The sequence below is a fragment of the Pararhizobium qamdonense genome, from assembly GCF_029277445.1.
Taxonomy (GTDB): Bacteria; Pseudomonadota; Alphaproteobacteria; order Rhizobiales; family Rhizobiaceae; genus Pararhizobium; species Pararhizobium qamdonense.
The window spans coordinates 455,901-480,066 of sequence record NZ_CP119568.1 but is presented as its reverse complement, the minus strand read 5'-3'; the positions used below and the strand labels follow the sequence as shown (position 1 = coordinate 480,066).

The 24,166-nt window shown below is 59.9% G+C and carries 24 protein-coding genes; 8 read left to right on the top strand and 16 right to left on the bottom strand.

Translation table 11 applies throughout. The features are described 5' to 3' along the window. Positions 1-238 precede the first annotated feature (238 nt). Together PYR65_RS27755 and PYR65_RS27750 are read left to right on the top strand one after the other, a co-directional pair. Positions 239-1,048 carry a DUF1206 domain-containing protein gene (locus PYR65_RS27755; protein WP_276121981.1) on the top strand — a complete coding sequence of 270 codons (810 nt, stop codon included), beginning with the start codon at positions 239-241 and terminating at the stop codon, positions 1,046-1,048. A 308-nt stretch (positions 1,049-1,356) separates the two neighbouring features. Next, positions 1,357-2,001: a BA14K family protein gene (locus tag PYR65_RS27750; RefSeq protein ID WP_276121980.1), complete on the top strand. Its 645-nt coding sequence runs from the start codon at positions 1,357-1,359 to the stop codon at positions 1,999-2,001. Between the two features lie 307 nt (positions 2,002-2,308). Here the strand turns inward: PYR65_RS27750 and vapC are convergent, their stop codons facing one another. The 6 genes from vapC to PYR65_RS27720 form a co-directional block, all read right to left on the bottom strand. Further along, positions 2,309-2,710: a type II toxin-antitoxin system tRNA(fMet)-specific endonuclease VapC gene (gene vapC, locus PYR65_RS27745; protein WP_060637099.1), complete on the bottom strand. Its 402-nt coding sequence runs from the start codon at positions 2,708-2,710 to the stop codon at positions 2,309-2,311. Continuing rightward, on the bottom strand, positions 2,710-2,940 hold the full coding sequence (gene vapB / locus PYR65_RS27740) for a type II toxin-antitoxin system VapB family antitoxin (protein WP_276121979.1): 231 nt from the start codon (positions 2,938-2,940) through the stop codon (positions 2,710-2,712). Before vapB ends, vapC begins: the two co-directional genes overlap by 1 nt. 288 nt (positions 2,941-3,228) lie before the next feature. Beyond that, positions 3,229-4,374: a fumarylacetoacetate hydrolase family protein gene (locus PYR65_RS27735; protein ID WP_060641028.1), complete on the bottom strand. Its 1,146-nt coding sequence runs from the start codon at positions 4,372-4,374 to the stop codon at positions 3,229-3,231. Between the two features lie 102 nt (positions 4,375-4,476). Continuing rightward, entirely contained in the window at positions 4,477-5,247 is a 771-nt protein-coding gene (locus PYR65_RS27730) for an enoyl-CoA hydratase/isomerase family protein (protein ID WP_276121978.1), read from the bottom strand. Between the two features lie 9 nt (positions 5,248-5,256). Beyond that, positions 5,257-6,405, bottom strand: coding sequence for an ABC transporter substrate-binding protein (locus PYR65_RS27725; RefSeq protein ID WP_276121977.1), 1,149 nt, complete (start codon positions 6,403-6,405; stop codon positions 5,257-5,259). A 2-nt stretch (positions 6,406-6,407) separates the two neighbouring features. Next, complete coding sequence (locus tag PYR65_RS27720; RefSeq protein WP_060641031.1) at positions 6,408-7,601, bottom strand: CaiB/BaiF CoA transferase family protein; 1,194 nt, start codon at positions 7,599-7,601, stop codon at positions 6,408-6,410. A gap of 236 nt (positions 7,602-7,837) precedes the next feature. Between PYR65_RS27720 and PYR65_RS27715 the strand changes: the two genes are divergently transcribed. The 6 genes from PYR65_RS27715 (at position 7,838) to PYR65_RS27690 (ending at position 13,752) form a co-directional block, all read left to right on the top strand. Continuing rightward, complete coding sequence (locus PYR65_RS27715) at positions 7,838-9,034, top strand: substrate-binding domain-containing protein (RefSeq protein WP_276121976.1); 1,197 nt, start codon at positions 7,838-7,840, stop codon at positions 9,032-9,034. 80 nt (positions 9,035-9,114) lie between these two features. Next, positions 9,115-9,945, top strand: a complete 831-nt coding sequence (locus tag PYR65_RS27710) for an ATP-binding cassette domain-containing protein (RefSeq protein WP_276121975.1) — start codon at positions 9,115-9,117, stop codon at positions 9,943-9,945. Beyond that, complete coding sequence (locus PYR65_RS27705; RefSeq protein ID WP_276121974.1) at positions 9,935-10,696, top strand: ATP-binding cassette domain-containing protein; 762 nt, start codon at positions 9,935-9,937, stop codon at positions 10,694-10,696. The genes PYR65_RS27710 and PYR65_RS27705 overlap by 11 nt, the downstream gene beginning before the upstream one ends. Next, entirely contained in the window at positions 10,693-11,670 is a 978-nt protein-coding gene (locus tag PYR65_RS27700) for an ABC transporter permease (RefSeq protein ID WP_060641034.1), read from the top strand. Before PYR65_RS27705 ends, PYR65_RS27700 begins: the two co-directional genes overlap by 4 nt. Then, positions 11,667-12,623 (top strand): ABC transporter permease, encoded by a 957-nt coding sequence (locus PYR65_RS27695; RefSeq protein WP_276121973.1) that lies wholly within the window; start codon positions 11,667-11,669, stop codon positions 12,621-12,623. Before PYR65_RS27700 ends, PYR65_RS27695 begins: the two co-directional genes overlap by 4 nt. A gap of 10 nt (positions 12,624-12,633) precedes the next feature. Continuing rightward, on the top strand, positions 12,634-13,752 hold the full coding sequence (locus PYR65_RS27690; protein ID WP_060641036.1) for a M24 family metallopeptidase: 1,119 nt from the start codon (positions 12,634-12,636) through the stop codon (positions 13,750-13,752). On the opposite strand, the gene PYR65_RS27685 is transcribed toward PYR65_RS27690, so the two are convergent. From PYR65_RS27685 to PYR65_RS27640, 10 genes are all read right to left on the bottom strand, one after another. Continuing rightward, positions 13,753-14,742 carry a LacI family DNA-binding transcriptional regulator gene (locus PYR65_RS27685; RefSeq protein ID WP_244490289.1) on the bottom strand — a complete coding sequence of 330 codons (990 nt, stop codon included), beginning with the start codon at positions 14,740-14,742 and terminating at the stop codon, positions 13,753-13,755. 53 nt (positions 14,743-14,795) lie between these two features. After that, entirely contained in the window at positions 14,796-15,887 is a 1,092-nt protein-coding gene (locus PYR65_RS27680; RefSeq protein WP_060641038.1) for a lactonase family protein, read from the bottom strand. Between the two features lie 158 nt (positions 15,888-16,045). Next, positions 16,046-16,843, bottom strand: coding sequence for an SDR family NAD(P)-dependent oxidoreductase (locus PYR65_RS27675; RefSeq protein WP_060641039.1), 798 nt, complete (start codon positions 16,841-16,843; stop codon positions 16,046-16,048). Continuing rightward, complete coding sequence (locus PYR65_RS27670; protein ID WP_276121972.1) at positions 16,843-18,021, bottom strand: aldose 1-epimerase family protein; 1,179 nt, start codon at positions 18,019-18,021, stop codon at positions 16,843-16,845. The genes PYR65_RS27675 and PYR65_RS27670 overlap by 1 nt, the downstream gene beginning before the upstream one ends. A 78-nt stretch (positions 18,022-18,099) precedes the next feature. Beyond that, positions 18,100-19,014 carry a sugar phosphate isomerase/epimerase family protein gene (locus PYR65_RS27665; RefSeq protein ID WP_060641041.1) on the bottom strand — a complete coding sequence of 305 codons (915 nt, stop codon included), beginning with the start codon at positions 19,012-19,014 and terminating at the stop codon, positions 18,100-18,102. Between the two features lie 22 nt (positions 19,015-19,036). Next, entirely contained in the window at positions 19,037-20,131 is a 1,095-nt protein-coding gene (locus tag PYR65_RS27660; RefSeq protein ID WP_276121971.1) for a Gfo/Idh/MocA family protein, read from the bottom strand. Between the two features lie 26 nt (positions 20,132-20,157). Next, entirely contained in the window at positions 20,158-21,216 is a 1,059-nt protein-coding gene (locus PYR65_RS27655) for an ABC transporter ATP-binding protein (protein ID WP_276121970.1), read from the bottom strand. A 1-nt stretch (position 21,217) separates the two neighbouring features. Further along, positions 21,218-22,312, bottom strand: coding sequence for an ABC transporter ATP-binding protein (locus PYR65_RS27650; RefSeq protein WP_060641043.1), 1,095 nt, complete (start codon positions 22,310-22,312; stop codon positions 21,218-21,220). A 3-nt stretch (positions 22,313-22,315) separates the two neighbouring features. After that, positions 22,316-23,287 (bottom strand): carbohydrate ABC transporter permease, encoded by a 972-nt coding sequence (locus PYR65_RS27645; RefSeq protein WP_276121969.1) that lies wholly within the window; start codon positions 23,285-23,287, stop codon positions 22,316-22,318. After that, entirely contained in the window at positions 23,284-24,144 is an 861-nt protein-coding gene (locus PYR65_RS27640; RefSeq protein WP_276121968.1) for a carbohydrate ABC transporter permease, read from the bottom strand. Before PYR65_RS27640 ends, PYR65_RS27645 begins: the two co-directional genes overlap by 4 nt. Between the last annotated feature and the right edge of the window lie 22 nt (positions 24,145-24,166).

The following is a 24,166-nucleotide window of genomic DNA, read 5'->3' as shown; positions in this document are numbered from 1 at the left end:
CTCCTGTCGCAAGCGCTTTGCTCCGCGTCTTGCAAGGATAATCCTCGGCGCATGAAACCTCAATGAACACCGTTACACTGAATTCTTTAAGCTGACGGCATAGACCAATTTTGGACGAGGCGAGTTACCGTCACTGGCCTGTAGGGTAATCTAGAACGGTGGAACCTGGGTACAGCACAAGAGTTGTCGGGGTGTAGCGATGCATTGCCGTATTGATTGATTAACCCAGTGAGGTCCCATGCAAACCCAGTCACCGTTCCTATGGCTTTCCCGATCCGGCTATGCCGCACGCGGCCTCGTCTACGTGCTCGTTGCCGGGCTCGCGCTGTCTTCATCAATCGGTGGCGGTGAGCCAAACTCGAAATCCGCTCTCAATGTATTGCTTGGACAGCCATTTGGACGTGTCTGGCTCGGGGTGATCACAGTAGGGCTGCTGGGCTTCATCGCGTGGCGTTTCGCACAGTCATTAGCCAACTCTGATGGTCACCCCGCGACCCTCAAAGGGTATGGCATACGAGTAGCCCTACTGATCAGCGCAGTGACCTACAGCAGCTTAGCAATTTATGCAGCGAGTTTGGCCCTTGCTTTCGACAAACGAGGAGGTTCTGAAAGCGAGGCGACCCTCGCTGCCTGGCTGTTTGAACAACCCTTTGGTCGATATTTGGTGACGGGCGTGGGCTTGGCTATTGTCGGCGCAGGAGCGACACAGATCGTTAAAGGGGTAGGCCACGGATACCGGAAATACCTAGACATCCCCGATACCGCCAGAACTGCCGTAGATTGGATTTGCCTCTACGGCCTTGCGGCCCGCGGCGTCGTATTTATCATCACCGGGGTGTTCTTCATCTATGCGGCCTTCACAGTAGATCCAGGCCAGGCAGGCGGCATTTCGGAGGCCTTGTCATGGGTCCGCCAACTTCCCTTCGGTGCTGGCCTTTACGCCATCGCTGCAGTTGGTCTCCTTACGTTCGGCATCTACGGCTTCGTAGAGGCAGCCTACAGACGTATCCGGCCACACGCCGTATCGGCGATGGCGATATCTTATTAGCGGTCTATTGCCTGACTCCGATCGTCAATCCGTCATGGAACAGCCCGTCCCAGGTTGACACTCGTTGTCAAACACATCGAGCCCTTATGGTCCGTTCGATCTAGGACTTTAGTCCTGCTTTGCCGCAGCAAAGGACCAACAGACGCGGTATCGACACTCCAAGGCGGAACTCCATTACAGCAGTTGCGTTTGATAGCCCAATGACAACGCTATCAGGATGCGGCAGTTCGTTTTGAGACATTCTAAAGCCTTACCAGCATGACCGTTCTCCCTCTACTAGGCACCAGCCGGAACGCAGGAGCTAAACGATGAGCTATCCAATCGCGCCCGTGTTGGGCATCGCACTCTCGCTGACCGCAATTGCCGGGAGTGTCATGGCCATCCCTAATTACCTTCCGGAGCGTGAAATCGAAAAGCTGGGGAATATTGACATAACATCACTTTGGACATCCCGTCCCATGTCAGTCGATCCCAGCAAGCAGGATTTTGAGCGCCTTCCCGCTCTCGTCGTTGAACTGCCGAAGTCGGCGGTGATGAGTTTCAGCGCGGACAACATCGTCGCAAAGGAGATCCAACCTTCGATGCGCGATGTACGACTCGGCTCAACCGACGAGGGCGAAATGGCAGGCGTTGGGCTGACCTCAAATTACCAAGCCGACACGGAAGTGGCGGCATGGTGCGCAGAGCGTTACAGGTCGTATCGCGCCTCAGACAACACATATCAGCCCTACATAGGTGTACGCCGTGAATGTGAGCCTCCTTTTGCAGCTTCGGTTCATAACCCTGCGACAAACGCTGAGGTCGACCACGCCGCTGACATCAGTGACCTCAGATACACCGGAGACACCCATTCTCAATGGTGCTTCGCGCGCTATCGCTCCTATGACCCGGACAACAATACTTACCGGGCGTTCAGCGGGGAAATTCGCGCTTGCGTTTCTCCTTACATTTGACAGCAAACGGCGACAGTGTGTCGCGTCGCGTAATTACCTCCACCTTCGCGCCATAGTTTGTGACAATCGGTTCGTAGTTCAATAATGCGGGCTTATTGAGAATCAAACGATCATGCTGTCTTCGTGAGGCCCATCGGCCGCAAGCACCTCTCGCTTGCCCGGCAGTTTCTTGTCGGCGGCGGCCTCGTGTCGCTTTTCGCAACGAACCCTTCCGACGCCTTGAAGCAATACGAACCTGCGACCCTTCAGCGGGTACCGACGGAGGCGGTATCCGGGGCTATCGATGGCTATAGTGAAACGTTTGAGATTAGCCCGTCCAGTCTTCCACCCGTAACCCGGGAACGCGATCAAATTCCCTGCGATTATTCGTAACCACAATCAAGCCTCGCGAGCGAGCGTGTCCTGCAATCAATTGATCATATGGACCGATTGGAGTACCGCTGCGCGCTAGTTCGGCCCGCAGTTGTCCCGTATGGCTTGCTGCCGGTTCGTCGTACGCTAGAACTTCAAGGCGCGCCGCGAAGCCCTCCACAACCGGAAGGTTCTTTTCAGGACTGGCTGACTTTTCCGCTCCGTAAATCAGTTCCATCAAGCTAACCGAACTGATGCACAATTGATCATGGAAACGATTGAACGCCTCGCGCACCTGCTGCGGTCGATTTTTGATCGTGAAAATGCAAATGTTGGTGTCTAACATGTACTTCAGCATCAAAACGCCTCGCGCTCCTGCGAGGCGGCCTGATCACGCTCACTCATGAAGTCGGACGTGGCCGCTGCTCCTTCAAACCAGCTGTCCCAGACCTCGCCAGCAGGCGCGATAATGCGAGTGCGTCCGACGGCGACAATATCGACGCGCTTTACATCATCGGGCAAAGCGACTGCCTTTGGAAGACGGATAGCTTGGCTTCGATTATTCTGGAATACTGCACCCTGCTCCACCTAAGTCCCTCCGGATTGCATCACCGAGTATAAGATGTACATCTCCGTCTGGGATATGTCAATGGGATATACATGAGGCCGCGCCCCAAATCTTCGATACGCGCCGTAGTCCAACGTCTTCGTACGGAAGGGAACCACTGCCGCCGCTACGAAGAAAAATCCACATATTTTTAGCTCGGTTTTCGGCGTAAGCATATTTATGGAACTTCACTGAGCATTCGCGTCAGAATTTCTTGGCTGCGGCAGAGGCCACGTCACTGGCTTACAACCATTCCTACATCGAAAAATTTAAATCAACTTACGAGTCGCCAAGTTTCGCATCAGATGTGATGCTCCGAAGACCCAAGGCGGGCAGTCGGTGGAAAGTCTCACCCGATTGACGAGAACTCCTAACTGGCCGTTCGAGATCGTTACCACATCACCCACCTTATGCGTGAACCCCTGCCCAGGAGCATTGCGGTCTTCAACCGGGGCGAAAAGCGTGCCCAGGAAAAGCACGAAGCCGTCCGGATATTGATGATGCCGGCCACGCGTCTGCGCCACCAGATCGAGAGGATCGCGGCTGATTTCCTTCATCGAGCTCTTGCCGCGCAACACGAATCCATCCTCGCCCTCGACGACGAGGTCGAGTTCTGCGTTACGAACGTCATCGATCGAATACGTCTCGTCGAACAGACGGATGAAGGGGCCGATCGAGCAGGATGCATTGTTGTCCTTGGCTTTGCCCAGTAGAAGCGCGGATCGTCCCTCCACGTCGCGAAGATTGACATCGTTGCCGAGCGTCGCGCCCTTCACCTGGCCTTGGCTGTCAACCGCAAGCACGATCTCTGGCTCGGGATTGTTCCATTTCGAAATGGGGTGAAGTCCCACTGCAGCCCCGACGCCGACCGAGGACATCACCTGGGACTTCGTGAAGACCTCAGCATCAGGGCCGATACCGACTTCAAGGTACTGCGACCACAATCCCTCCTCGATCAGCGCTGCCTTGACCTTCTGGGCGGCCTCGGAACCCGCTTTCAGGTCACGAAGGCTCGCACCAATGATCTGGGAGACCTTTCCCCGGATTTCCGCAGCCCGCTCCGGACTTCCTGCGGCGCGTTCTTCGATCACGCGCTCGATCATCGACCGGGCGAAGGTGACGCCACAAGCTTTGATAGCCTGAAGATCGATGGGAGCAAGAAGATGCGATTGGGAAAGGTCTGCTTCGCGGATGGCCAGCATCTCTTCGAGCGAACCAATCTCCGCACCTTTAACGCCGCGGACGAAGAACGCGGGATTTTCGCGCTCGAGCAGGTCACGAATCGTCGCGTTTTCCTGGGAGGTAATGTCATAGACACGGCCACCGCGGATCGTGACCACGACCGGGCCTTTTGCCTCCACCGACCATGCCCTTCCAACGAAGGTCCCCGTCTCAAAACTCGAAATTCCGCTCATCTTTATCAATTCTTCCTGAAAGCCGTTATCAGTATCTTGTCTTGGGTCATGTCTTGGCGGTCGAGCGTACCCACAGGTTGTTCCTTGCTGTCATGCTCACTCCTAACGTCGAAGGAAGACTGGTGGACGCTTTTCCTTGAAGGCCTGGCGACCCTCCCTCGCATCCGCCGTCGCAAAGCAGATCGTCTGGAGATCCCGTTCGTATTCGACGGCCTTGTCGTGCGGCATCGAGACGGCGGCTTTTAGGTTGAGCTTGGCGGTTTCGGCTGCAATCGGCGCTCGGGCAGCAATCGTTTCGGCGATGGCGCGCGCGCGGGGCAGAAGCTTCTCAATACCGACGACCTCGCTGACGAGACCCCAGTGAAGCGCCTTTTCCGCAGAGATTGGATCCCCGGTCATGATCATCATCGCGGCATTCGACATGCCGATGGAATGGGCAAGCCCCGCTGCCATGCCACCGCCGCCGATCCAGCCGAGCTTGATCTCCGGGGCCGCGAACTGCGCGTTTTCAGAGGCGATGCGGATATCGCAGGCCATGGCCGTTTCAAGTCCGCCACCAAAAGCATAGCCGTTCACGGCGGCGATCGTCGGCTTCAGCAAAGCATGGATCGCATCGCAATAGTCCGGACGATTGCGAAACTGCCATGGCGTCTCATAGGTATCGAGTTCACGAATGTCGGAGCCTGCACAAAACGCGCGCTCCCCTGCTCCCGTCAGAATGACGCAGCGGATCGTATCGCTGTCGTTGCACTCCTTGACCGCCTTCACGATGGCATCGGCCATTTCCGGCGTCACGGCATTGAGCTTGCCGGGGCGGTTCAAGGTGATCGTCGCGATCGCGCCATCCACCTCGAAGGTGATCTCTTCCGTCATCATCTTCTCCTATCGCTCTTCGCCGGCCCGACGGTGGGCCTGATAGAGGTCCTGCAGGCGGCTCAGCACGCTGGACGCATCGGCGCGGGTTTCGAATGCCTCACGCAAAAGCGCAGACGCTTTGCCCTGAAAGACGATGTAGCCATCGTGGCGCGGGCGCACATACGCCTGCTCCAGAGTGTCGGCGGTGTTTGCGTAAAAGCTGCCCCAGCGGGCGTTCACGCCAGCATCGTGCCAGGCTTCGCGGCGGGATGGCTGCCCCTCATGGGCGGGAATGAACCCGATCTGCGCCTCGCGGCCCATCAGCCAGAGCAGATGCGCCTTCAGTTCCGGCGTCGGTTCGCAACGTTTGGAGATGCCGATCCCGGTTCCGCCAAGCGTCGAGCCCGGACGACCGCCTCCGATGCGGCGTGGCGCATTTGCGAACGTGATGGCATGCCCTTCCGCCGGTGCCGCATAGTTCACGTAGCCGTAGACGAGCGGGCAGAGAACGACATCGGCTTCCTGCGCCATATGCACGAGAATACCGATCGGGTTTTTGGCGAGGACCGAACGCGGGCTATGGGATGCAAGCTCGGCCATGAGCGCATAGACAGCTCGGCCGTTGTCTGCGGAAACCAGCACGTCCGGATCGGCCTCGGCCGGTCGTTCGCCGAACGCAGCCGCGATCGACAGGAAGCTCAGCGCCGCATGCGGCCCGGCGAGCGACAGCGCAACTTTGCCGCTTTTGCGCGAGACATCGAGCACGGCATCCCAGGTTTCCGGTGCGCCATCCTCGAGATGATCGGCGCGCAGCGCCATGACCTGGGTCGCGGCATCGAGCGGAAGCGCCCAATGTTTTCCGGCGTAACGATAGCTCGATAGCGAAGGCCCAATGCTGTCGGCACTGAGCGCCTGCAAGACATCCGCGCCGAACACGCTTTCGAGCGAGCGCAGGCAATCGCCGCCGACGGCTTCGCCGATATGCGGATGATCCAGCACGACGAGGTCGTAGCGGGCACACAGATCCGCGATCGGATGGGATTCGAAACCTTCGAGCGGCTGCTTGTCCCACTGGATATCGAGACCGGCGGCGAGTACATCCTCGCGCCTTGCGGCGGCGGCAAGCGCGTTGTAACCGCGCGGATGGTCCCAGGTCAGCGCCTTGATCGTCGTCATGATCAGAGACTTCCCTTGGCGATGGCCCCAGTGGCGATCAGCGATGAAATCGTCGCTTCGTCGTAACCCGCTTCCCGCAACACTTCTTCCGTATGCTGGCCGGTGATAGGCGCACCGCGCTCGACCGTGGAGGGCGTCTTTGAGAACTTGATCGGGAAACCGGGGGTCTTCACCTTGCCTTCCGTCGGGTGCTCGTATTCGACGAAGGTGCCGTTGTGCTTCACCTGCTCGTCTTCGACGAGGTCAGCATAGCCATAGACCGGGCCGCACCAGATATCGGCCGCCCGCAGCAACTCCAGCCATTCCGCCGATGTCTTGACCTTCAGCCTGTCGCGGGTCTTGGCGAAGATTTCATCGCGCCGTTTCCAGGTATCGATCTCGTCGTCCATCGTCAGGAAGCTGTCTTCGCCGATGACCTCGCCGAGCGTCTTCAGCTTCGGGAAGGCGACAATGATGAAGCCGTCGCTGGTTGCGAAAGCCCCGTAGGGCGCGCGGATATAGACATGGGCATGCGGCTCGGCGGAGCGCTGCTGCGGCTTCTTGCCGACGGTAAAGACCGAAAGTTCCTGCATCTGGATCGTGGTGATCGCGTCCAGCATGTTGACCTGCACGAGCTGACCCTCCCCGGTGCGCTCGCGGTGAAACAGGGCCGCCAGTGCACCCTCGAAGGCGGTGTATGCCGTGATCGCGTCGACCAGATACTGGCCCGCAGCCGTTGGCGCCTCGCCCTCACGTCCCGCCGATAGCATGGCGCCGGAGAGGCCCTGCAGCACGAGATCCTGTCCCGGGCGATTTACATACGGGCCATCCTCGCCATAGCCGGACATGGACACATAGATCAGGCGCGGATTGATCTTTGAGAGACTTTCGTAATCGACACCGAGACGTTTTGCGACGCCGGGGCGGTAATTCTGAAGGAAGACATCGGCCGATTTCACCAGATCGAGCAGGACTTGCTTGCCAGCCTCGGACTTCAGATCGACGGCAAGCGAGCGCTTGTTGCGGTTCAGCGAGAGGAAGGAGACGTTCACCCGATTGCCTGTGGCACCGCCGGCAGCGACATGGCGCTGCCATTCCCCGGTTGTCGGCTCGACCTTGATCACGTCTGCGCCGAGATCCCCGAGCCTTTGGGCTGCAAAGGGGCCGGCCATGGCAATTGAGCAATCCAGCACCCTGATACCCGACAAGATACCCATAGAAATCGTCCTTCGAATGTCCGTTCACGTTGGCCGCGAACATATCGACAAAATTCGGTCTGTCCAGAGTTAGCGCTAACTATTTTATTGCTGCATTGCGCTATAATAAAGCCGCATGGTGTGATTTATTCTATTTATGGATTAGCGCTAACTTTTACGTTGACCACGACAAAATCGGTGAATAAGAAATTCACTGGTAAACCATAGCGGCACGGGAGGCCGCGGAGGAGAAAATCATGAACAGACTCGAATCGGGCCTCGGCCTGACCCTGCTTGCGGCTGCCCTGCTTTCATCGGCAGCGTTTCCGGCCTATGCAGACGCCCGCTCAGACGAGCTCCAGGCGCTGCCGGAGAATGCGCGCGCCCTTTATACGGATGCTGTCGATGTGGGCGCTGCGCAATTTGCAGACTTCAAGGCGCCGGCCAAGCCATGGCGCTGGTGCCATTCGGAATCCTATATGGGTAATCCGTGGCGCGTGACCTTCAACGACGAACTCGCCCGTCTCGTCAACGGTGCCAAGGAAGCCGGCGACGTCTCGGAATTCATCGTTTCGGACTCGAATGGCGATACCACCCAGCAGATCTCGCAGATTCGCTCGTTTATCGAAAAGGGTTGCTCGGTCATCACCACCATCGCCGGCTCGTCGACGGCGCTCAATGCCGTCATCGATGACGCCTATAAGGCTGGCATCCCGGTCATTACGTCGGCTGGCGCGGTCACAACACCGACCGCCATCAACGTGATGCACAACCAGAACCTCTGGGGCTACCAGATGGGCAAGGGTATCGCGCAGGCATTGCCGAACGGCGGCACCATCCTGCAGGTCGAAGGCATCTCCGGCCATCCGCTGGTACAGCAGGAAAATGCGGGACTGGAGAAGGCTGTTGCCGAAAGCGGCAACCTGACGATCGCCCGCAAGGTCAGCGGCGAATGGACAGGCACCACGACGAAATCGGTTGTTCTTCAGGCGCTCGCCACGACACCACAGCAGATCGATGCCGTATGGTCCACCGGCTCGGAAGCCCGCTTCATTGCAGAGGCTTTTCAGCAGGCGGGCAGGCCTCTGCCGCTGATCGCAGCGTCCATCTCGGGTGATGCGCTGGGCTACTGGCACGAGAACCAGGATGCGTTCAACTTCTACGGCGGCGAGGTTTCGCCTCATGTCGCCGCACAGAACGCCTTCCGCGTTGCCCTTCGCGTCGTCAGCGGCCAGAAGCCGATCGTCAACACGATCATCGCGCCGATGCCGACGATCACGCAAGCCGATCTGCCGACGTGGTACAAGGACTGCATGAAGCCGGACTCTGCCGCGATCTTCCCGATCCCGCCACAAGACCCGTTCCCGGAAGAATTGCTCAGCGCTTATTTCTCGAACGGCGAAGCAACTCCGCTTTACGACTTCTCCAAGGTACCGGCATCCTGCACCAAGTAAGCCGGAGACAACCGCTGCCGACAATCGGCAGCGGTTTATCAATCGAGGTGCCTGCCAGAAGGCTGAAATGAATGCATGAGATGACAAAGACGCAGGATGAAAAGACGGCTGGCCCGTCGTGCATCCACCGCGTCGTGATGGAAAACGGCGGCGCAGTTCCTCCGTTCCGGAAAGAGCCGGTCGGACTGAAGACCGTTGGCCTGACCAAGCGGTACGGAGAAACACTTGCTTTAAGCGATGCCTCCGTCGATTTCCGCCCGGGAATTCACACCATCCTCGGTGAAAACGGCTCCGGCAAAAGCACCATGTTGAAAATCCTCTCCGGCGTGGTGACGCAGACCGAGGGTAGTGTGCTCCTGAACGATCGAGCGGTCTCACCCCGCAGCCCGCGCGACATGCACGATCTCGGTCTTTCCACCGTGTTCCAGGAGGTGCTGATTGCGCCGCAACGCACCGTGCTGGAAAACATATTTCTGGGCTACGACGGCCCTCTGAGCTGGCGTATTCCGAAGGCGAAGCGTGCGGCTCTCGCCGACGCTCTGCTGGCGCAGATTTCCCGCTTTCCCATTCCGCTTTACGCAGCCGCCGGTGAATTGCCGCTTGCGAGCCAGCAGCTTGTCGTTTTGGCGCGGGCGTTTTTGCGCCTGCCGTCGATCCTGCTGCTCGATGAGGCGACGGCGGCGCTGGACTATGCCGACCGCGACCTCGTTTTCGATGCCATCGAGGATTATGCCGGCGCCGGCAACATCGTCATCTTCATTTCCCATCGCCTCGAAGAGGTCCGTCGCCTGTCGAACCGCGTAACGGTCCTTCGCAGCGGAAAAGTTATCGAGACGCTCGAACGCGACGATATCACTGCCCAGCGCCTCCTCAAACTCATGGCTCCGGAGGCCGCACTACATGCCGGATAAGAACATTGTGCTGCGCTACGATAATCTCGTGCTCGCTCCCGGCAGGAAGCCGCTATCCGGCGCTATCCGCGCGGGAGAAATCGCCGGTGTCGCAGGCCTCGAAGGTCATGGTCAGGAACAGTTTCTGCTGGCCCTGGCGGGGCTCGGCCGCTGGCGCGATAGCTCGGTCACCGTCGAAGGCGGCACCGCGGGTCCAGCCAAGTACAAGGACCACTACGAGGCAGCGCGCAACGGCGTCGTCTATCTGCCGCGAGACCGGCGGGCCACTGGCATCTTTCCGGTGCTCTCCGTGCTCGACAATTTCGCGATCCCCTCCATGCCACGGTTTTCCTTTGCCGGCATTCTCGACCGCAAACGCCTGAAGCAGGAGCTTGCGTCCTATACCGACTTCCTGTCGATCCGTTACCCCTCGGTCGATGCTCCCATTTCGGCGCTGAGCGGCGGCAATCAGCAGAAAGTTCTTCTCGCCCGGCTGCTGGCCCTGAAACCGCGCGTCATGCTGTTGAACGACCCTACCCGAGGTGTGGATCTCAATACGCGCCTCAAGTTCTACGAAGCATTTCGCACGCTGGCCTCAGAAAGCGGTATCGCCCTCGTCATCCTCTCAAGCGAAATCGAGGAAATCCTGCAGCTCTGCCACACCGTTTCGATCTTCCGGGATTTCGAATGCAGCACCGTGCTTGATCGCTCATCGATGACGATGGACCGGGTTATGGCCGCCATGTTCGGGCAGGAAGGAGGCCACCCATGAGTGCCCACCCGAAGACCTTTCGCAAACCGGCCTTCTGGGCGAGAAGGGAAACGCGGCTTGCCGCGATCCTGTTCGTCGTGCTCCTCGTGGTCAACGTCTTTTTGAATCCCGTGCGTTTCTCGCCCGGCAACTGGCTGACGGTCCTCGGACTTGCAGCCCCTCTACTGCTGGCGACACTTGCAACCACCCTGCCCTTTCTGGCCGGGCGCGGCTCGATCGATGTCTCGGTCGGCCCCTTGATGGGGCTTATCAACGTGATCATAATCAAGGTGATCATCGGCGATGCCGGCATTTCATCTCCATGGATCGTAATCCCTGCCGCCTTACTGCTGGGGATTGCCTCGGGCATTATCAACGGGCTTCTCGCGGCCGTCCTGCGCATCCAGCCGATCGTGGCAACGTTGGCGACCTATCTGATCTATAGCGGTCTTGCCCTGTCGATCCTGCCCTCGCCCTCCGGCAGCGTGCCCGCGTGGCTCGCGGACTTTGCGGGGCCGCTGTCCCTCATTCCCGTCGGCCTGATCATTATCGCCTGGCTCCTGTTCAAGCGCCTGCCGCTCTATGACCTTCTGATGGCGGTCGGGAGCGATGACCGGGCAGCCTACACGGCCGGCGTCAATGTGCCGGCGGTGCGTTTCCTTTCCTATGTCTTCGGTGGCCTGATTGCCGGCATGGCGGCCTTGGCGCTGACGGCACTGATCGGTTCGGGAGATCCCAATATCGGGCCGGGCTATACGCTGATTGCTGTTGCGGCTGCGGCTCTGGGTGGCGTCAGCCTCGCCGGCGGCGTTGGTGGACTAGCGGCGGCCTTTATCGGCGCGGCGGATATCTTCCTGCTGCAGAACATGCTGACATCGTTCAACGTCTCCACGTTCGTGCTGCAGGCAGCCTACGGTATCGTGCTCGTGCTTGCTGTGTGCCTCAACTCCGAAAAGCTCAAGCAGCGGTTCCAGATCTGGATGGAAAGCCGATGAAAACCTCCCTGACATCCAATCGCGCCCTGATCGCCTTCCTTGGCGTGGCTCTGGTTTTTGTGCTCGGCACGTTGATCATTCCCGGTTTCGGCAGCGTGTTTTCCGTCCGCGCCATGCTCATTCTGGCGTCGCTTCTCGCCATTGCCGCGCTCGGCCAGACACTGGTCATGATCCTTGGCGGTATCGACCTGTCGATCCCGTTCGTTATCGGCTTCGCCAATGTCGTCTTCGCCAGCCTTTACGGCAGCGGCACGCCGGCTCTCGTAGCGTTGCTGATCGTGATCGTGCTTGCCGCCTGCATCGGCGCCATTTCCGGTGGCTTGTCGGCGGCCTTGTCGATCCACCCTCTGATCGTTACACTCGGTGTCGGCACCGTGGTTCAGGCCGGCGTTCAGATGTGGACGCGCGGCCTGCCGACCGGTTCGGCTCCGCCCTTCGTCAACGAGTTCGTGTCGCTGGGCGGCACGATCGGGCCATTGCCCTTCCCTTGGCTCATCCCCTTTACAATGGTGCTGACGCTTGGCTGCTTTTTCGTGTTGCAGCGAACGGTTTATGGCCGCCGCCTCTATGCTCTGGGCTCCAATCTGAAAGCCGCAGAACTCGCCCTCGTACGGCCCGTCGCCATGTGGATGACGACTTTCGCCCTCAGTGCGGTATTTGCGGCAATCGCCGGGATTTTGCTTCTCGGTTTCACCGGCTCCTCCAGCGCCACCGTCGGCACGCCTTATCTCTTCCAGACGGTCTCGGCGGTCGTGATCGGCGGCACGGCGTTGATCGGCGGACGCGGCGGTTTCCCCGGTACCGTCGCGGGCGCCATCGTGCTGGTGGAGTTGCGCACGCTACTGATCGGCCTCGGCCTTTCCGAAGCGCTCGTCCAGTCGGCGCTTGGTCTTCTGATCCTGGCTCTCGTGGCCGCCTATGGCCGCGATCAGCATATCCGCAACCTGATCTGAGGAGAGACCCGTGGAGGAAAGGCTCGCAAAAACCATTGCCGCCATCCAGGAATCGGGAGCCGACTGGGGGCTCTTCACCAGCCCGGACGGTATCGCATACGCGCTTGGCCATGTCTGCGGTATTGAGGCTGGGCCTTCGCCCTTTGCCGGTGGCCCCAGCCTCGGCGTTGTCGGCAAGAATGGCGAAACCGCGCTGCTCGTCACCAACCTTGAGACGGACACGGCAAGCTGGGCGGAAACGATCGTCACCTACACCGGCTTCTCGTATCAGGAGCCGACCGACATCTTCGAGAATTACCTGACGGAAGCGAAGGTGCTCTTTGCCCGTCTCGGCGTAGGTGGACGCATTGCCGTCGAACGGCACGCTTTGCCCGCCTCGATCGCCGGTCTGCTCGACGGAAGCGTCACGCTTCCGATCGAACCCGCCTTTCGCCGGCAACGGGCCATCAAGACCGCAACCGAAATCGGCCTGCTGCGCGAGGCAGCCCTGACGGCATCGGCCGGGCAAAAGGCGTTTCTCGCCAGCACCCGTGCCGGCATGCGCGAGCTTGAAGTCTTTACGGCCATCCGTCTGGCGATGGAAACCCGTGCGGGCGCGCGCCTGCCGGTGACCGGCGATCTGATCTCCGGGCGGGAGCGCACGTCCCGCTTCATGGGCTGGCCAGACAACCGGGTCATCGAGGCAGGCGACCCGGTCATCTGCGATCTGGCGCCGCGTGTGGCCGGCTACTGGGGCGACAGTTGTGCCTCAGCCATGATCGGGCAACCGTCCGAGAGCTTCGCAAAGTTGTTTTCGACCGCCCGTTCTGCATTGGATCTGGCGATCGAGACGGTTCGGCCCGGCCTAATCATCGGTGATTTTGATGCCGTGCTTCAATCTGTCATCATCCGTAATGGTTACGGCTATGCGCATCATTCCGGCCACTCAATCGGCACCGGCGTACACGAATGGCCGCGCATCGTCGGTCACGAGCGCGAGACGCTGAAGGAAGACATGGTGATCATGGTCGAGCCGACGGCTTTCGACCCGAATGTCGGCGGTGTGAGGCTGGAATATATGCTGCATGTGACCGCCACAGGCTGTGAAATCCTGACAGATTTCGAGCATCGGCCGGTCTTTGAAACCTGATCAGCCGCTATCGCGGATCATCAGCTTGAAGCCCATGTCGATCAGTGTCTGCTCGGATTGGATGCCCCGCATGCCCTCCAGCAGCAGGCGCCCGGCTTCGCGGCCGATTTCGGCTGAGGGTACCGCCACCGTCGTCAGAGACGGGATCAGGTGGCGGGCAAGTTCGAAATCGCCGAAGCCGGTGATCGCCAGCCGTTGCGGGACTTTGAGCCCGATGCGGATGCTTTCCTGCAAAGCGCCCGAAGCGATGATATCGGACGAAAACATCACTGCATCCGCCTCCGGATACCGGGCAAGCGCCTTGCGCAGCACGTCGGCGCCAGAGGCCATGGTCAGCGGCAGATCGCGTGAAACCACGATGCGCGGCGTCTTGCCCGGGAAAAGCTCCTGCATAGCGGAGGCAAAACCGTCCCGCCGCTCGGCCGCACGGCTATCGCCCTTGCGCAAAACACCGGCGAAAACAATGTTCGTCCTGCCGGAACGTGCGAGGTGAGTGGCCATTTCCGCAATGGCCGCAGCGTTCGAGAAACCGACGAGCCGGTCGATCGGCTTGTCCGTCATGTCCCAGCCTTCGACAATGGGGATCCCGGCACGTTTCAACAGGGCGATGCTCGCGCGCGTGTGATGTGCGCCTATAACAAACAGACCATCCGGCCGCCGGCCGAGCAGGCTGCGGATAACCGCTTCTTCCCGATCCGGCTGGTAGTCGGTATTTCCAAAGAAGATCTGGTAGCCCTCCCGATGCAGCACGTCTGAAAAGTGCTGAATGGTCTCGGCAAACACCGAAGCCGAAAGTGTCGGGATGACTGCGGCAACCGTATTGCTCTTATGCGATGCCAGATGGCTTGCCGCGAGATTGTGGACGTAGTGCGTTTTCCGGATCGCATCATCGATCGTCTTGCGGTTTTCGGCCGTCACGGTGTCGGGAAAACGCAACGCCCGCGAAACCGTCTGCATGGAGACGCCCGCAGCCGCCGCGACATCCGCCATCGTCACCCCGCCACCCTTGCGACGGCCTTTTCGCGGAGAGTGCTTCTCGTCCGTCACAGGATAAAGGGCCTCACGCAGACGGGGGTGCCGATTTCGATACGCTTGCCGCTGTCGGTGAGCGCACCCGTTTTTTCATCGCGCCTGAAGATGACGATCGCATCGCCATTCTGGTTTGCGACCAGCAGATGTCGGCCACTGGGAGACAGCGCGAAGTTTCGCGGCGTTGCGCCGCCGGATGGGACGATCTCCTGAAGGGTCAGCATACCAGTCTCCTGATCCACGATGAAGCAGGCGATGCTATCGTCACCTCTGTTGGAACAGTAGAGAAAACGGCCATCAGAGGATAGATGGATATCCGCAGCGTGGGATTCGACGCCGGGGAGGACAGTCGACAGTGTTTGCTCTACCGCCAGCGCGCCGGGTTTCCTTGAGATGAAGGAGACGCTCGAACCAAGTTCGTTCGAGATATAGACGAAACGCCCGTTTGCATGCTGCGCTATGTGCCGAGGGCCTGCGCCGGCGGGAAGCGCGACGTCCGATACGAACGACAAGCTGCCATCCTCTTCCAGCCTGTATTCCGCGACACGGTCCAGACCGAGATCCGGTATGAGAACGCTGCCGCCTTCGGCGGTCTCCGTGACCATATGCGCATGTGGACGCTCCTGCCGGTCCGCGACCGGGCCAGGTTCGCCATCTAGCCGCAGCGATGCGACGGCAGGGCCAAGAGCGCCATCGGCAAGGATTGGAAACACGGCGATCGATTTGTCCGGACCGCCCGAGCCCATCGCATAATTGGCGACCAGCACGAAACGCCGGTCGCGCGTGACGATGTTGTGGGCGGCAATGCTGCCGAGGGTCGGCTGCTTGTTGAGATAGGAGAGCGTGTTCGTCTCTTGGGAAAACCGGAAGGCACTCACTGTGCCTTCGTGCCAGCCGAAAACTTCGGAATTGGCATAGACCACACCATCAGCAGCATCGACCGCGAGGAAAGTTGGGTTGTCGACGCTGTTCGTGGCAGTGAGGCGTTCGCATTCGAGCGTTGTTTCGTCGAACGCGAATATGGTCAGTCCTTCGCCGCGTGCGCCCTGAAAATACGGCGCTTCCCTGTTGAGCGAACCGACGGCGAGATAGACCTGCTGAGCCACCCAGAACTCCCCTGTTGGCGAATGAGACGGACGAATGGCACATTCGCAGTGATGAGGCTATAGCACATCGAGTGATTCGGGATTCACGCGACGTGCTATAGGTATTTGTTTGCGCATGTCTTTTTCCCGAAACCGCTGTGCACTTTCAGGAGACATGCTCAGTTCATAACCCAGCCGCCATCGACATTGAGCGTCTGGCCGGTGATGAAACCCGCCGCGTCCGATGCCAGAAACATCAGTGCGTTAGCGATGTCGGCGGCGCTGCCGCGACGCTTGATCGCCTGATGATCGAGCACGAAGCGTGTATAACCTTCGGGATCGGGATGGATCTTTTCCGCATCCGTCGGGAATGCGCCGGGCGCGACGGCATTGACGGTAATACCATAGGCCCCGAACTCGCGCGCCCAGGCGCGGGCGAGACCGATGAGCGCCCCTTTGGACTGGACGTAAGGCGAAAGATTTGCCCAGCCGCCGAAGGCAGTGACGCTTGCGATGTTGATGATGCGCCCCCAGCCTTTTTGACGCATATACGGCAAGGCGACTTGCACACAGACGATCCCCGCATCGACATTGATGCGCTGGACACGCTGCATTTCCTCGATCGAATAGTCTTCGAACGGTTTGGACGGATAGATCGCGGCATTGTTGATAACCACGTCGAATCCGCCGACTTCCTTTGCGAGACCTTCCAGCGAACTGCGCAGCGTGGCGAGATCCGACAGATCAAGCGCCTTCAGACCAAGCCCGTTCAAGCCCTCGGCGAATGCCGCGGCTTCGAGCGTGGCATTCTTCGCCGGGTCGTTATCGATCGCCACCACCCTGGCGCCAGCCCTCAGAAACGCGAGCGTCGTCTCGATGCCGAGACCGCCGGCGGCACCGGTATAGAGAATAACTTTGCCGGCAACGGACATCGCGGATTTTCCTTCTTCTGCAACGGCAGTTATCTGAACGTTCATCAGCGTCCCCCCAGCGCAACGTGATTGCCGGACGGGGCCGGATAGTCTTCGCTCGGCTGCCGCGCGATCGCCGTGATCCGCGCTTCGCTTGCCGCAATGGCAGCGGCATCGCCGAGAATACGCAAGGTGGTTTCGTAGCGGCGCTCCTCACCGTGTTCCAGCCAGATCAGCTCGCCGCGATCGCGCGCCGCGCCGTGACCGAGGACATGGTTGGTCGAAGGCTCGATGCCGAGCGCATATTGCCCAGCCTGCAGGTTCTGCCACTCGAACATGCAGGGGAACTGGTCCTTGCGCGTCACCACTTCGAAGCCTAGCCCCAGACGGTCGTTGACGAGCGCGACGGGAACCTCGCCATTCGCGTCGGACGCCATCTCATGTTGCCAAACCTGCTCGTGAAAGCCGAGTTGCGGCGCAGGCATGGTGCGGTAGCCGACATCCTGCCTGCGGTAATCGTCACCCGCATGGGCGGCCCAGACGACATCGCGGAGCGGCGCGAGATACCGCGACCCTTCGCTCAGAACCGGATGCCCGACATTGATATGATAGCAATACATGTGGGGCGTGCGGTAAAAGCCGCGATTGACCACCCTGTCCGAGAGACGGATGTCATTGGTGCCGACCTTGATCTCGATGCGGCGTTTCAATTCCAGATGTTCGCCGAAAACCGTGCCCTGTGTGACCGTGCCTTCGCACCAGAGATAACACTCGTCTCCATCCCACCGTTCCCCGTAACCATTGAGCTTGCCCGGAATGGTGCCGATACGGCCGTGGATCGAGTGGCGGACGGTTTCCTTCGGCTTGTAATTATAATGATCGGCCTGCTCGTCATACATGAATAGGATATGATCGAGGCCGCAGGTGATCATCAGGCCCGAGAAAGACCGCATCCAGCCGAGACCGCCCTCGCCTTCGTACTCGCTAAGCCCGGGGTGGCGGAAGCCGGACGGAGAATGCCAGCCGATCGCCATGCCCCGATACTCACAGTCCGCGATGTCGAGTGCGCGATCCACCAGCACGGTGAAGCGCAGCCCCGTGCCGCTTCTGAACTCAAGCAGGCGGATGCCGCGCTCCAGCCCGTCACCGAGCGTCATCAGCCGGACGCCGGCAAATTGCGAAAACGATCCTGCACTGGCGGCGAGGTCGCGCCGCGACTTCGCTTCCCCGTAAAGTTCAACCATCGTCGTGTTCCTTCTCACCTGCCGAAGGCAGGCCATGCTGTCTGAGGAGCGGCCGGGGCCAGCCCGGCCGCGATGTCATCAAAGGCCCTGCGCCCGCAGCTTTCCATCGAGGAACTTCTTGGCGCGCGGCACATCGCTCTCATCCAGATGTTCGATGATCATCGGAATGTTCGGATGCTTCTGCGCCAGACGCTTGAGATAGAGATCGTAGTTCAGCGAGCCGAGACCGGGCGCCGGCAGTTCGATTTCACCGACGCCACGGAACGTATGGCTTTCGAGCGCATCGGAATCGCCGATGTCGGCATGCTTTTCCGACTTGTCGTCACCCGAACGCTTCACATCCTTGGCATGGCCGATCTTGATCTTGTCGGACAGCGTATCGAAGACTTGGTTCAGGATCTGATCCATGCGATCGATGTTGTGGGTCTCGAAGTAGTTGGTCGGGTCCATCAGCAGGCCGAGGCCCGGATGATCGACCTGCGCAAACATCTTCACCGTTTCCTCGACCGAACCGACAACGTTGTTGACGTAGGTTTCGAGAAGGAAGACCGCGCCGTGATCATAGGCATATTGCGACAGGTCGGCGATGACCTTGCGGCATTCTTCGAAGCCTTCCTCGGTCTTGTTTTTGGGGTGATGGACCCAGTCCGATTCCGTGTTGTACGTGCCAGTCTCCGAGATCACATAGGGCGTGCCCAAATACTGGGCGTGTTTGATGATTTCCTTGAGGTAGCCGACGCGGCGATCTCGCTCGGCCTTGTCCGGGTGGATGATGTTGGTGTAGCCGGAAACGCAGGAGATCGGCAGGTTGTGATCGCGAAAGGTCTCGCGGATCTTCACGCACTTATCCTTAGTGATCTGGCCCGCCGAGAGATCGATGTCCTTGAAGTGCATATCGAGCTGCACCGTGTTGAAATCGAGCGCACGGATCTTTCGCGCCGTTTCCTCCAGCGCATACGGGAAATAACCCGTGAAAATACCGGTTTGCATCATGATGAGAATCCTCCCTCGTTTTTCATGAATGGATCGAAATTTCGGAAAGCCTGACCGTCCGGCCCTCGGCAATCGACTTGTAGCCGGCTTCGATCAACGCCACGGTCTTGACGTTGTCAGCAACCGAAAGCGCTGGCGCCTCGCCGGTCTTCACGGCATATTGCAGCTGCTCCATCACGCCGATGAAGGCATGCGGGAACCACATCGTTTCCCATGTCGGCGAAACCCACTTGCCGCCTGTCGTCTTTTTGGAGGCGTAAGTGAGCGTAGACGGCGAGCCGTCCGGCCAGCCGATCGTGCCCTGGGCCACGCCGTCGGTGCCTTCGACGCGCCACTTGATATAGATGTCGCTGTCGAACCCCTCTTCCCGCGGGCCTGACCACACGTCTTCCATCGAAACGGCCATTACGCCGTCCGGGAAACTGAGCGTCGAAACGGTAATGCCGTCCTTGTGCTCGAACGTGGTGCGCGGATCCTTGCGCGTCAGCGTCGTGATCGTATCGGGATCGCCGAACAGGAAGCGCAGCACGTCGAGATGATGCACGCTCATGTTGGAAAGCGTCAGCCGGTCGTAGTCCTCAAGAAACGCCTGCCAATGGGGGATCGCCCGCATCTCGATGGTGGCGAGAATGGGCGTACCCAGCTCTGCTCCGTCGAGGATCTGCTTCAGCACGCGCATGGATTGGTCGTAGCGCATGTTCTGATTGACGGAGAGAACCTTGCCGGCCTTGGCGGCGGCGTCCCGCAGTTCGATCGCTTCGTCCAGCGTCAGAGCAAGCGGCTTCTGCGCCAGGATACCCTTGATGTGCGGCTGGGCCAGCGCCTTGCGAATGAGCGCAGGCTGCCGGTCCGGGGGAAAGGCGATATCGAGGATTTCGATGTTCGGATCGTTGATCAGCGAATCCGGCGTGTCATGCACCGTCGGAATATCCCAGCGCTCTGCAACGGCCGCAGCCTTTTCCCGCGTGCGCGACGCGATGGCGACGACCGGGAAGCCCGCTTCCTTGTAGGCCGCCAGATGGCACTCCGCCATGATCATGCCGGCACCGATGCAGCCGATCCTGACATCCCGAACCCGCACCTGCGGATCCGGCGCAAAACCCTTGGCTTCGCTCATAATGACCTCCCGTTTGATATGTTCGTTCACAGGCCGAGCGCCTCCCCCGCCTGATTGAAGAAATGGGCTCTCGCCGGATTGCAACTGAGCGCCACGGCGCTGTCGATGCGAATATCCGGCTGCCCGCGCATCAGCGCCTTAAGCTTGTCCGCGCCAGTATCGACAGTCACGACCGTATAGCCGCCGAGCGGTTCGACTTCATAGACCTTGGCTGCACGTCCCGCATGCGCCGCACTCCATGGCTCGACCTTCAGATCCTCCGGGCGGACGCCGATTTCCGAGACATCCGCCGGAACGGCGTCGATCGGCAGCGTGATCGTGCCATCGGCAGCCTTTATCCCGTCGACACGAACGGCAGACATGATGTTCATCATCGGCGCACCCAGAAGCAGCGCGACGTATCGGCTGACGGGCGTATCGTAGATCTCGCCCGGTGCCCCGATCTGGCGGATTTCGCCGTGCTCCATGATGGCAATGCGATCGGCGACGGACATCGCCTCTTCCTGATCGTGGGTGACGTAGATCAGGGTCTGGCCGAGGTCGCGCTGGATGCGCTTGAGTTCGACACGCGTCTCTTCGCGCAACCGGGCATCGAGCGCCGAGATCGGATCATCCATCAGATAGGCGACCGGATCGCGCACGAGGGCGCGGGCAATCGCCACCCGCTGCCGCTCGCCGCCGGAAAGCTGTGCCGGCGGCTTGTGCAGCAGATGGGCAATATGCAGTTTGGCGGATACCGCTTCGACGCGCGCCCGGATCTTGTCTTCCGGAATCTTCCGCTCGGTGAGCGGGAAGCGCACATTCTCCCCCGCCGTCATATGCGGAAAGAGCGCCAGGTTCTGAAACACCATCGCCACGTTGCGATCGGCCGGCGAGACGTTGTTGACGGGCCTGCCGCCGATCAGGATTTCGCCTTCATCCGGCGTTTCCAGACCGAGGATCAGCTTCAGGACCGTCGATTTTCCCGACAATGGCGGGCCGAAGAAGCAGAAGAATTCACCGGGCTGGATGTCGAAGCTCGCGTTTTTCAACGCGATTGTCTTGCCGAAGCGCTTGGTGACGTTGCGGAAGGAAATGCCAGCCATATCACGCTCCCCGGATCGCATTGCCGGTTGCCGCATCGAACAGACGCGCGGCTCCCGGTTCGATGGCAAGATGGACGGTCTCGCCGGTGCGAATGGCGATATCATTATCGAAGACTGCCTTCACCCGCCTGTCGCCATCGCCGAAATGAACCACCGTCCGCGCGCCGATGCGCTCCACGAAGGTTACCGGCAGGGACAGACCCGACGCCGATGCCGCCAGCACGACGCGTTCCGGCCGGAAGCCGTAGACCACATCTCTTGCCGGTTGCGCGCGGGCGGCGGCTGAGAGCGCGGGCTCCAGTGGGGAGGTGATACCAAGGACGTCCAGATCGACTACCATGCCGCGGTCGCTCTCGGCAAGCGTGCCGCTCAAAAGGTTCATGCCCGGCGAGCCGATAAAATCGGCGACAAAGCGATTGACGGGATCATTATAAACCTCAAGCGGCGTGCCGACCTGCTGCAGCACGCCATGGTCCATGACGGCAATACGGTCCGCCATGGTCATCGCTTCCAGCTGATCGTGGGTGACATAGACCATAGTCTGCTTGAACTGGCGCTGGAGATGTTTCAGCTCCGTGCGCATAACCGCACGGAATGCGGCATCGACATTGGAGAGCGGCTCGTCGAGCAGGAAGATCGCCGGTTCGACGATCGCCGAACGGCCGATCGCCAACCGCTGCAGGATGTTGACCGAGAGTTTGGCCGATGGCTTGTCGAGCATCTGTGTCAGCTGAAGGAAATCGGCCATCGCCTTAACCCGCCGATCCAGCTCGCTTGCCGGCGTGCCGCGCACCTTTAGCCCGTAGGCAAGATTGTCGTAGACATTCATGTGAGTGAAGATCGCGTAGTTCTGGAACACGAAACCCACGCCGCGCTTGCCCATGGCGATGCCGTTCATATCGGCGCCATCGAAGGTTATGCGGCCTTCGCTGGGGCTTTCCATGCCGGCGATCATGTTCATGGTTGTCGATTTGCCGCAGCCGGATGGCCCCAGCAGCGCCATGAATTCGCCATCGCGGATTTCGAGGTCCATGGTCTTCAGCGCGGTGAAAGCGCCAAAGCGTTTCACCAGATTTTGAAGGTGGATCGCAGTCATGGCTCAGGCCTCCTTCACGGCATTCATGCGACTGATGGCAAGCGATACGACGATGGACAGAACCACGAGAATGACCAGCGCGATCGCCGCAACGTAGCCCCAGATCAAATCCTGCTGCGTCACCTTGTAGATGTAGACAGAGATTGTTTCGGTCGCGACGCCCGGCCCGCCCCCGGTCATGATGAAGAGAGTATCGAAGATCTTGAAGTTCTCGATGATGCGGATCGACAGGGCGATGATCATGATCGTCTTCATCTTCGGCAGCGCGATCGTATAAAATCGCTGCCACCAGCTGGCGCCCAGCAAGGTCGCCGCGCGCATCTGGTCTTCCGGCACGCCAACGAGGCCGGCGAGCAGGATAAGGAACATCAGCGGCGTCCATTGCCAGATATCGGCGATCATAACCGCCGCCAGTGCGGTTCCGGGGCTCGAGAGCCAGGCGAGCACGAAAGGCCGGCCGATCAGCGTCGAGATGATGTCGTTGACCGGGCCACCCGATTGGAACAGCATGAAGAACATGTAGCCGGCGACGGCAGGCACGACCATCATCGGGATCAGCATGAACGAATAGAACACCCGCTTGCCGGCGAAATTGTCCATGAACAGGATCGCAAGCCCAAGACCCAGCAGGAATTCGACCGGCACGCAGATCAGCATGACGAGCGCTGTCCGGCCGAGCGCATCCCAGAAGCGGCTATCGATGGCAAGGTCGGTATAGTTGGCAAAACCGTTCCACACCTCATAGGCCTGCCACCAGCCGGTACCATCGAGCGGCGACCAGTCGGTGAGGCTGATATAGAGCTGCATCAGCAGCGGGAAGACCGCGATGAACAGCACGAGAAGCTGCGCCGGCAGCGTCAACAAAAAGCCGAGACGGCGGCCACCGTCTTCAATACGGGCATCCTCGGTGCGCGTGTCGGATGGGGTGAGATCGCCAGGCACGGAGCGCTTCTCCTCGGTTGCAAAGCTGCTCATTGCTTGAGCGCTCCAAAGGTAAGGCCGCGAACCAGATGCTTCTGGATGGCGATACCCATGATGACGGGGGGCACGGCTGCGATCAGGCCAAGCGCGGCCTTGGCGCCGTAAAGCTGGCCGGTCATCGAGGATGACAGCGATGCCATATAGACCGGGATCGTCACCCATTCGCGCGTCGTCAAAAGCAGGGCGATGAGATAGTCCGACCAGTTGAGGATGAACACGAAGAGGGCGGAGCTTGCAAGCGCCGGACGCATCATCGGCAGCGTGATCTTGATGAAGACGCGCATGCGCGAGCAGCCCTCGACCAGAGCCGCATCCTCGATTTCGCGCGGCATATCATCAAAGAACGTCTTCATCAGCCAGAAGGCGAACGGCAGGGTGACGATGCCATAGATCAGGGCGAGCCCCCACCACGTATCGACAAGACCGAAGAAAGCCCACATGATCATCACCGGGATCATCACCGCCATCGGCGGAAACAGTCGGAGCTGGATCAGCGCCAGCGGCAGGTTTTGCCCCGAGCCGAAGCGCGACAAGCCATAGGCGCCGGCCGTGCCCGCCGTCATAGCGATCAGCGTGCCAAAAACGGCCGAGAGCAGCGACGCCAGGATCGGCTTGCCGGCGGTGCTTTCGAGCGCGACGATGAGGTCGGAGGTGGATGTACCCAAGATAAAGCGGAAATTGTCGAGCGTGGGGGCTTTTGGCCACCAGGTCAGATCGGCGCCGGTGGCAGACCATTCAGCGATCGGCTTGAAGGCCATCGAGGCCATCCAGAGCGTCGGGACGAGCGTCACGGCGAGCGCCAGGAGGATGGCGGCGTAACGGAAAACCTCAAAGGGTAATGAGCGCTTCATGACAGGAAAAACTTCATTCTCG

Excerpts from the sequence above, each read along its gene's own strand:
- PYR65_RS27755 (WP_276121981.1), top strand. The coding sequence starts at position 239 with ATGCAAACCCAGTCACCGTTCCTATGGCTTTCCCGATCCGGCTATGCC.
- PYR65_RS27750 (WP_276121980.1), top strand. The coding sequence starts at position 1,357 with ATGAGCTATCCAATCGCGCCCGTGTTGGGCATCGCACTCTCGCTGACC.
- vapC (WP_060637099.1), bottom strand. The coding sequence starts at position 2,710 with ATGCTGAAGTACATGTTAGACACCAACATTTGCATTTTCACGATCAAA.
- PYR65_RS27735 (WP_060641028.1), bottom strand. The coding sequence starts at position 4,374 with ATGAGCGGAATTTCGAGTTTTGAGACGGGGACCTTCGTTGGAAGGGCA.
- PYR65_RS27730 (WP_276121978.1), bottom strand. The coding sequence starts at position 5,247 with ATGACGGAAGAGATCACCTTCGAGGTGGATGGCGCGATCGCGACGATC.
- PYR65_RS27725 (WP_276121977.1), bottom strand. The coding sequence starts at position 6,405 with ATGACGACGATCAAGGCGCTGACCTGGGACCATCCGCGCGGTTACAAC.
- PYR65_RS27720 (WP_060641031.1), bottom strand. The coding sequence starts at position 7,601 with ATGGGTATCTTGTCGGGTATCAGGGTGCTGGATTGCTCAATTGCCATG.
- PYR65_RS27715 (WP_276121976.1), top strand. The coding sequence starts at position 7,838 with ATGAACAGACTCGAATCGGGCCTCGGCCTGACCCTGCTTGCGGCTGCC.
- PYR65_RS27710 (WP_276121975.1), top strand. The coding sequence starts at position 9,115 with ATGACAAAGACGCAGGATGAAAAGACGGCTGGCCCGTCGTGCATCCAC.
- PYR65_RS27705 (WP_276121974.1), top strand. The coding sequence starts at position 9,935 with ATGCCGGATAAGAACATTGTGCTGCGCTACGATAATCTCGTGCTCGCT.
- PYR65_RS27700 (WP_060641034.1), top strand. The coding sequence starts at position 10,693 with ATGAGTGCCCACCCGAAGACCTTTCGCAAACCGGCCTTCTGGGCGAGA.
- PYR65_RS27695 (WP_276121973.1), top strand. The coding sequence starts at position 11,667 with ATGAAAACCTCCCTGACATCCAATCGCGCCCTGATCGCCTTCCTTGGC.
- PYR65_RS27685 (WP_244490289.1), bottom strand. The coding sequence starts at position 14,742 with ATGGCGGATGTCGCGGCGGCTGCGGGCGTCTCCATGCAGACGGTTTCG.
- PYR65_RS27675 (WP_060641039.1), bottom strand. The coding sequence starts at position 16,843 with ATGAACGTTCAGATAACTGCCGTTGCAGAAGAAGGAAAATCCGCGATG.
- PYR65_RS27670 (WP_276121972.1), bottom strand. The coding sequence starts at position 18,021 with ATGGTTGAACTTTACGGGGAAGCGAAGTCGCGGCGCGACCTCGCCGCC.
- PYR65_RS27665 (WP_060641041.1), bottom strand. The coding sequence starts at position 19,014 with ATGATGCAAACCGGTATTTTCACGGGTTATTTCCCGTATGCGCTGGAG.
- PYR65_RS27660 (WP_276121971.1), bottom strand. The coding sequence starts at position 20,131 with ATGAGCGAAGCCAAGGGTTTTGCGCCGGATCCGCAGGTGCGGGTTCGG.
- PYR65_RS27655 (WP_276121970.1), bottom strand. The coding sequence starts at position 21,216 with ATGGCTGGCATTTCCTTCCGCAACGTCACCAAGCGCTTCGGCAAGACA.
- PYR65_RS27650 (WP_060641043.1), bottom strand. The coding sequence starts at position 22,312 with ATGACTGCGATCCACCTTCAAAATCTGGTGAAACGCTTTGGCGCTTTC.
- PYR65_RS27645 (WP_276121969.1), bottom strand. The coding sequence starts at position 23,287 with ATGAGCAGCTTTGCAACCGAGGAGAAGCGCTCCGTGCCTGGCGATCTC.
- PYR65_RS27640 (WP_276121968.1), bottom strand. The coding sequence starts at position 24,144 with ATGAAGCGCTCATTACCCTTTGAGGTTTTCCGTTACGCCGCCATCCTC.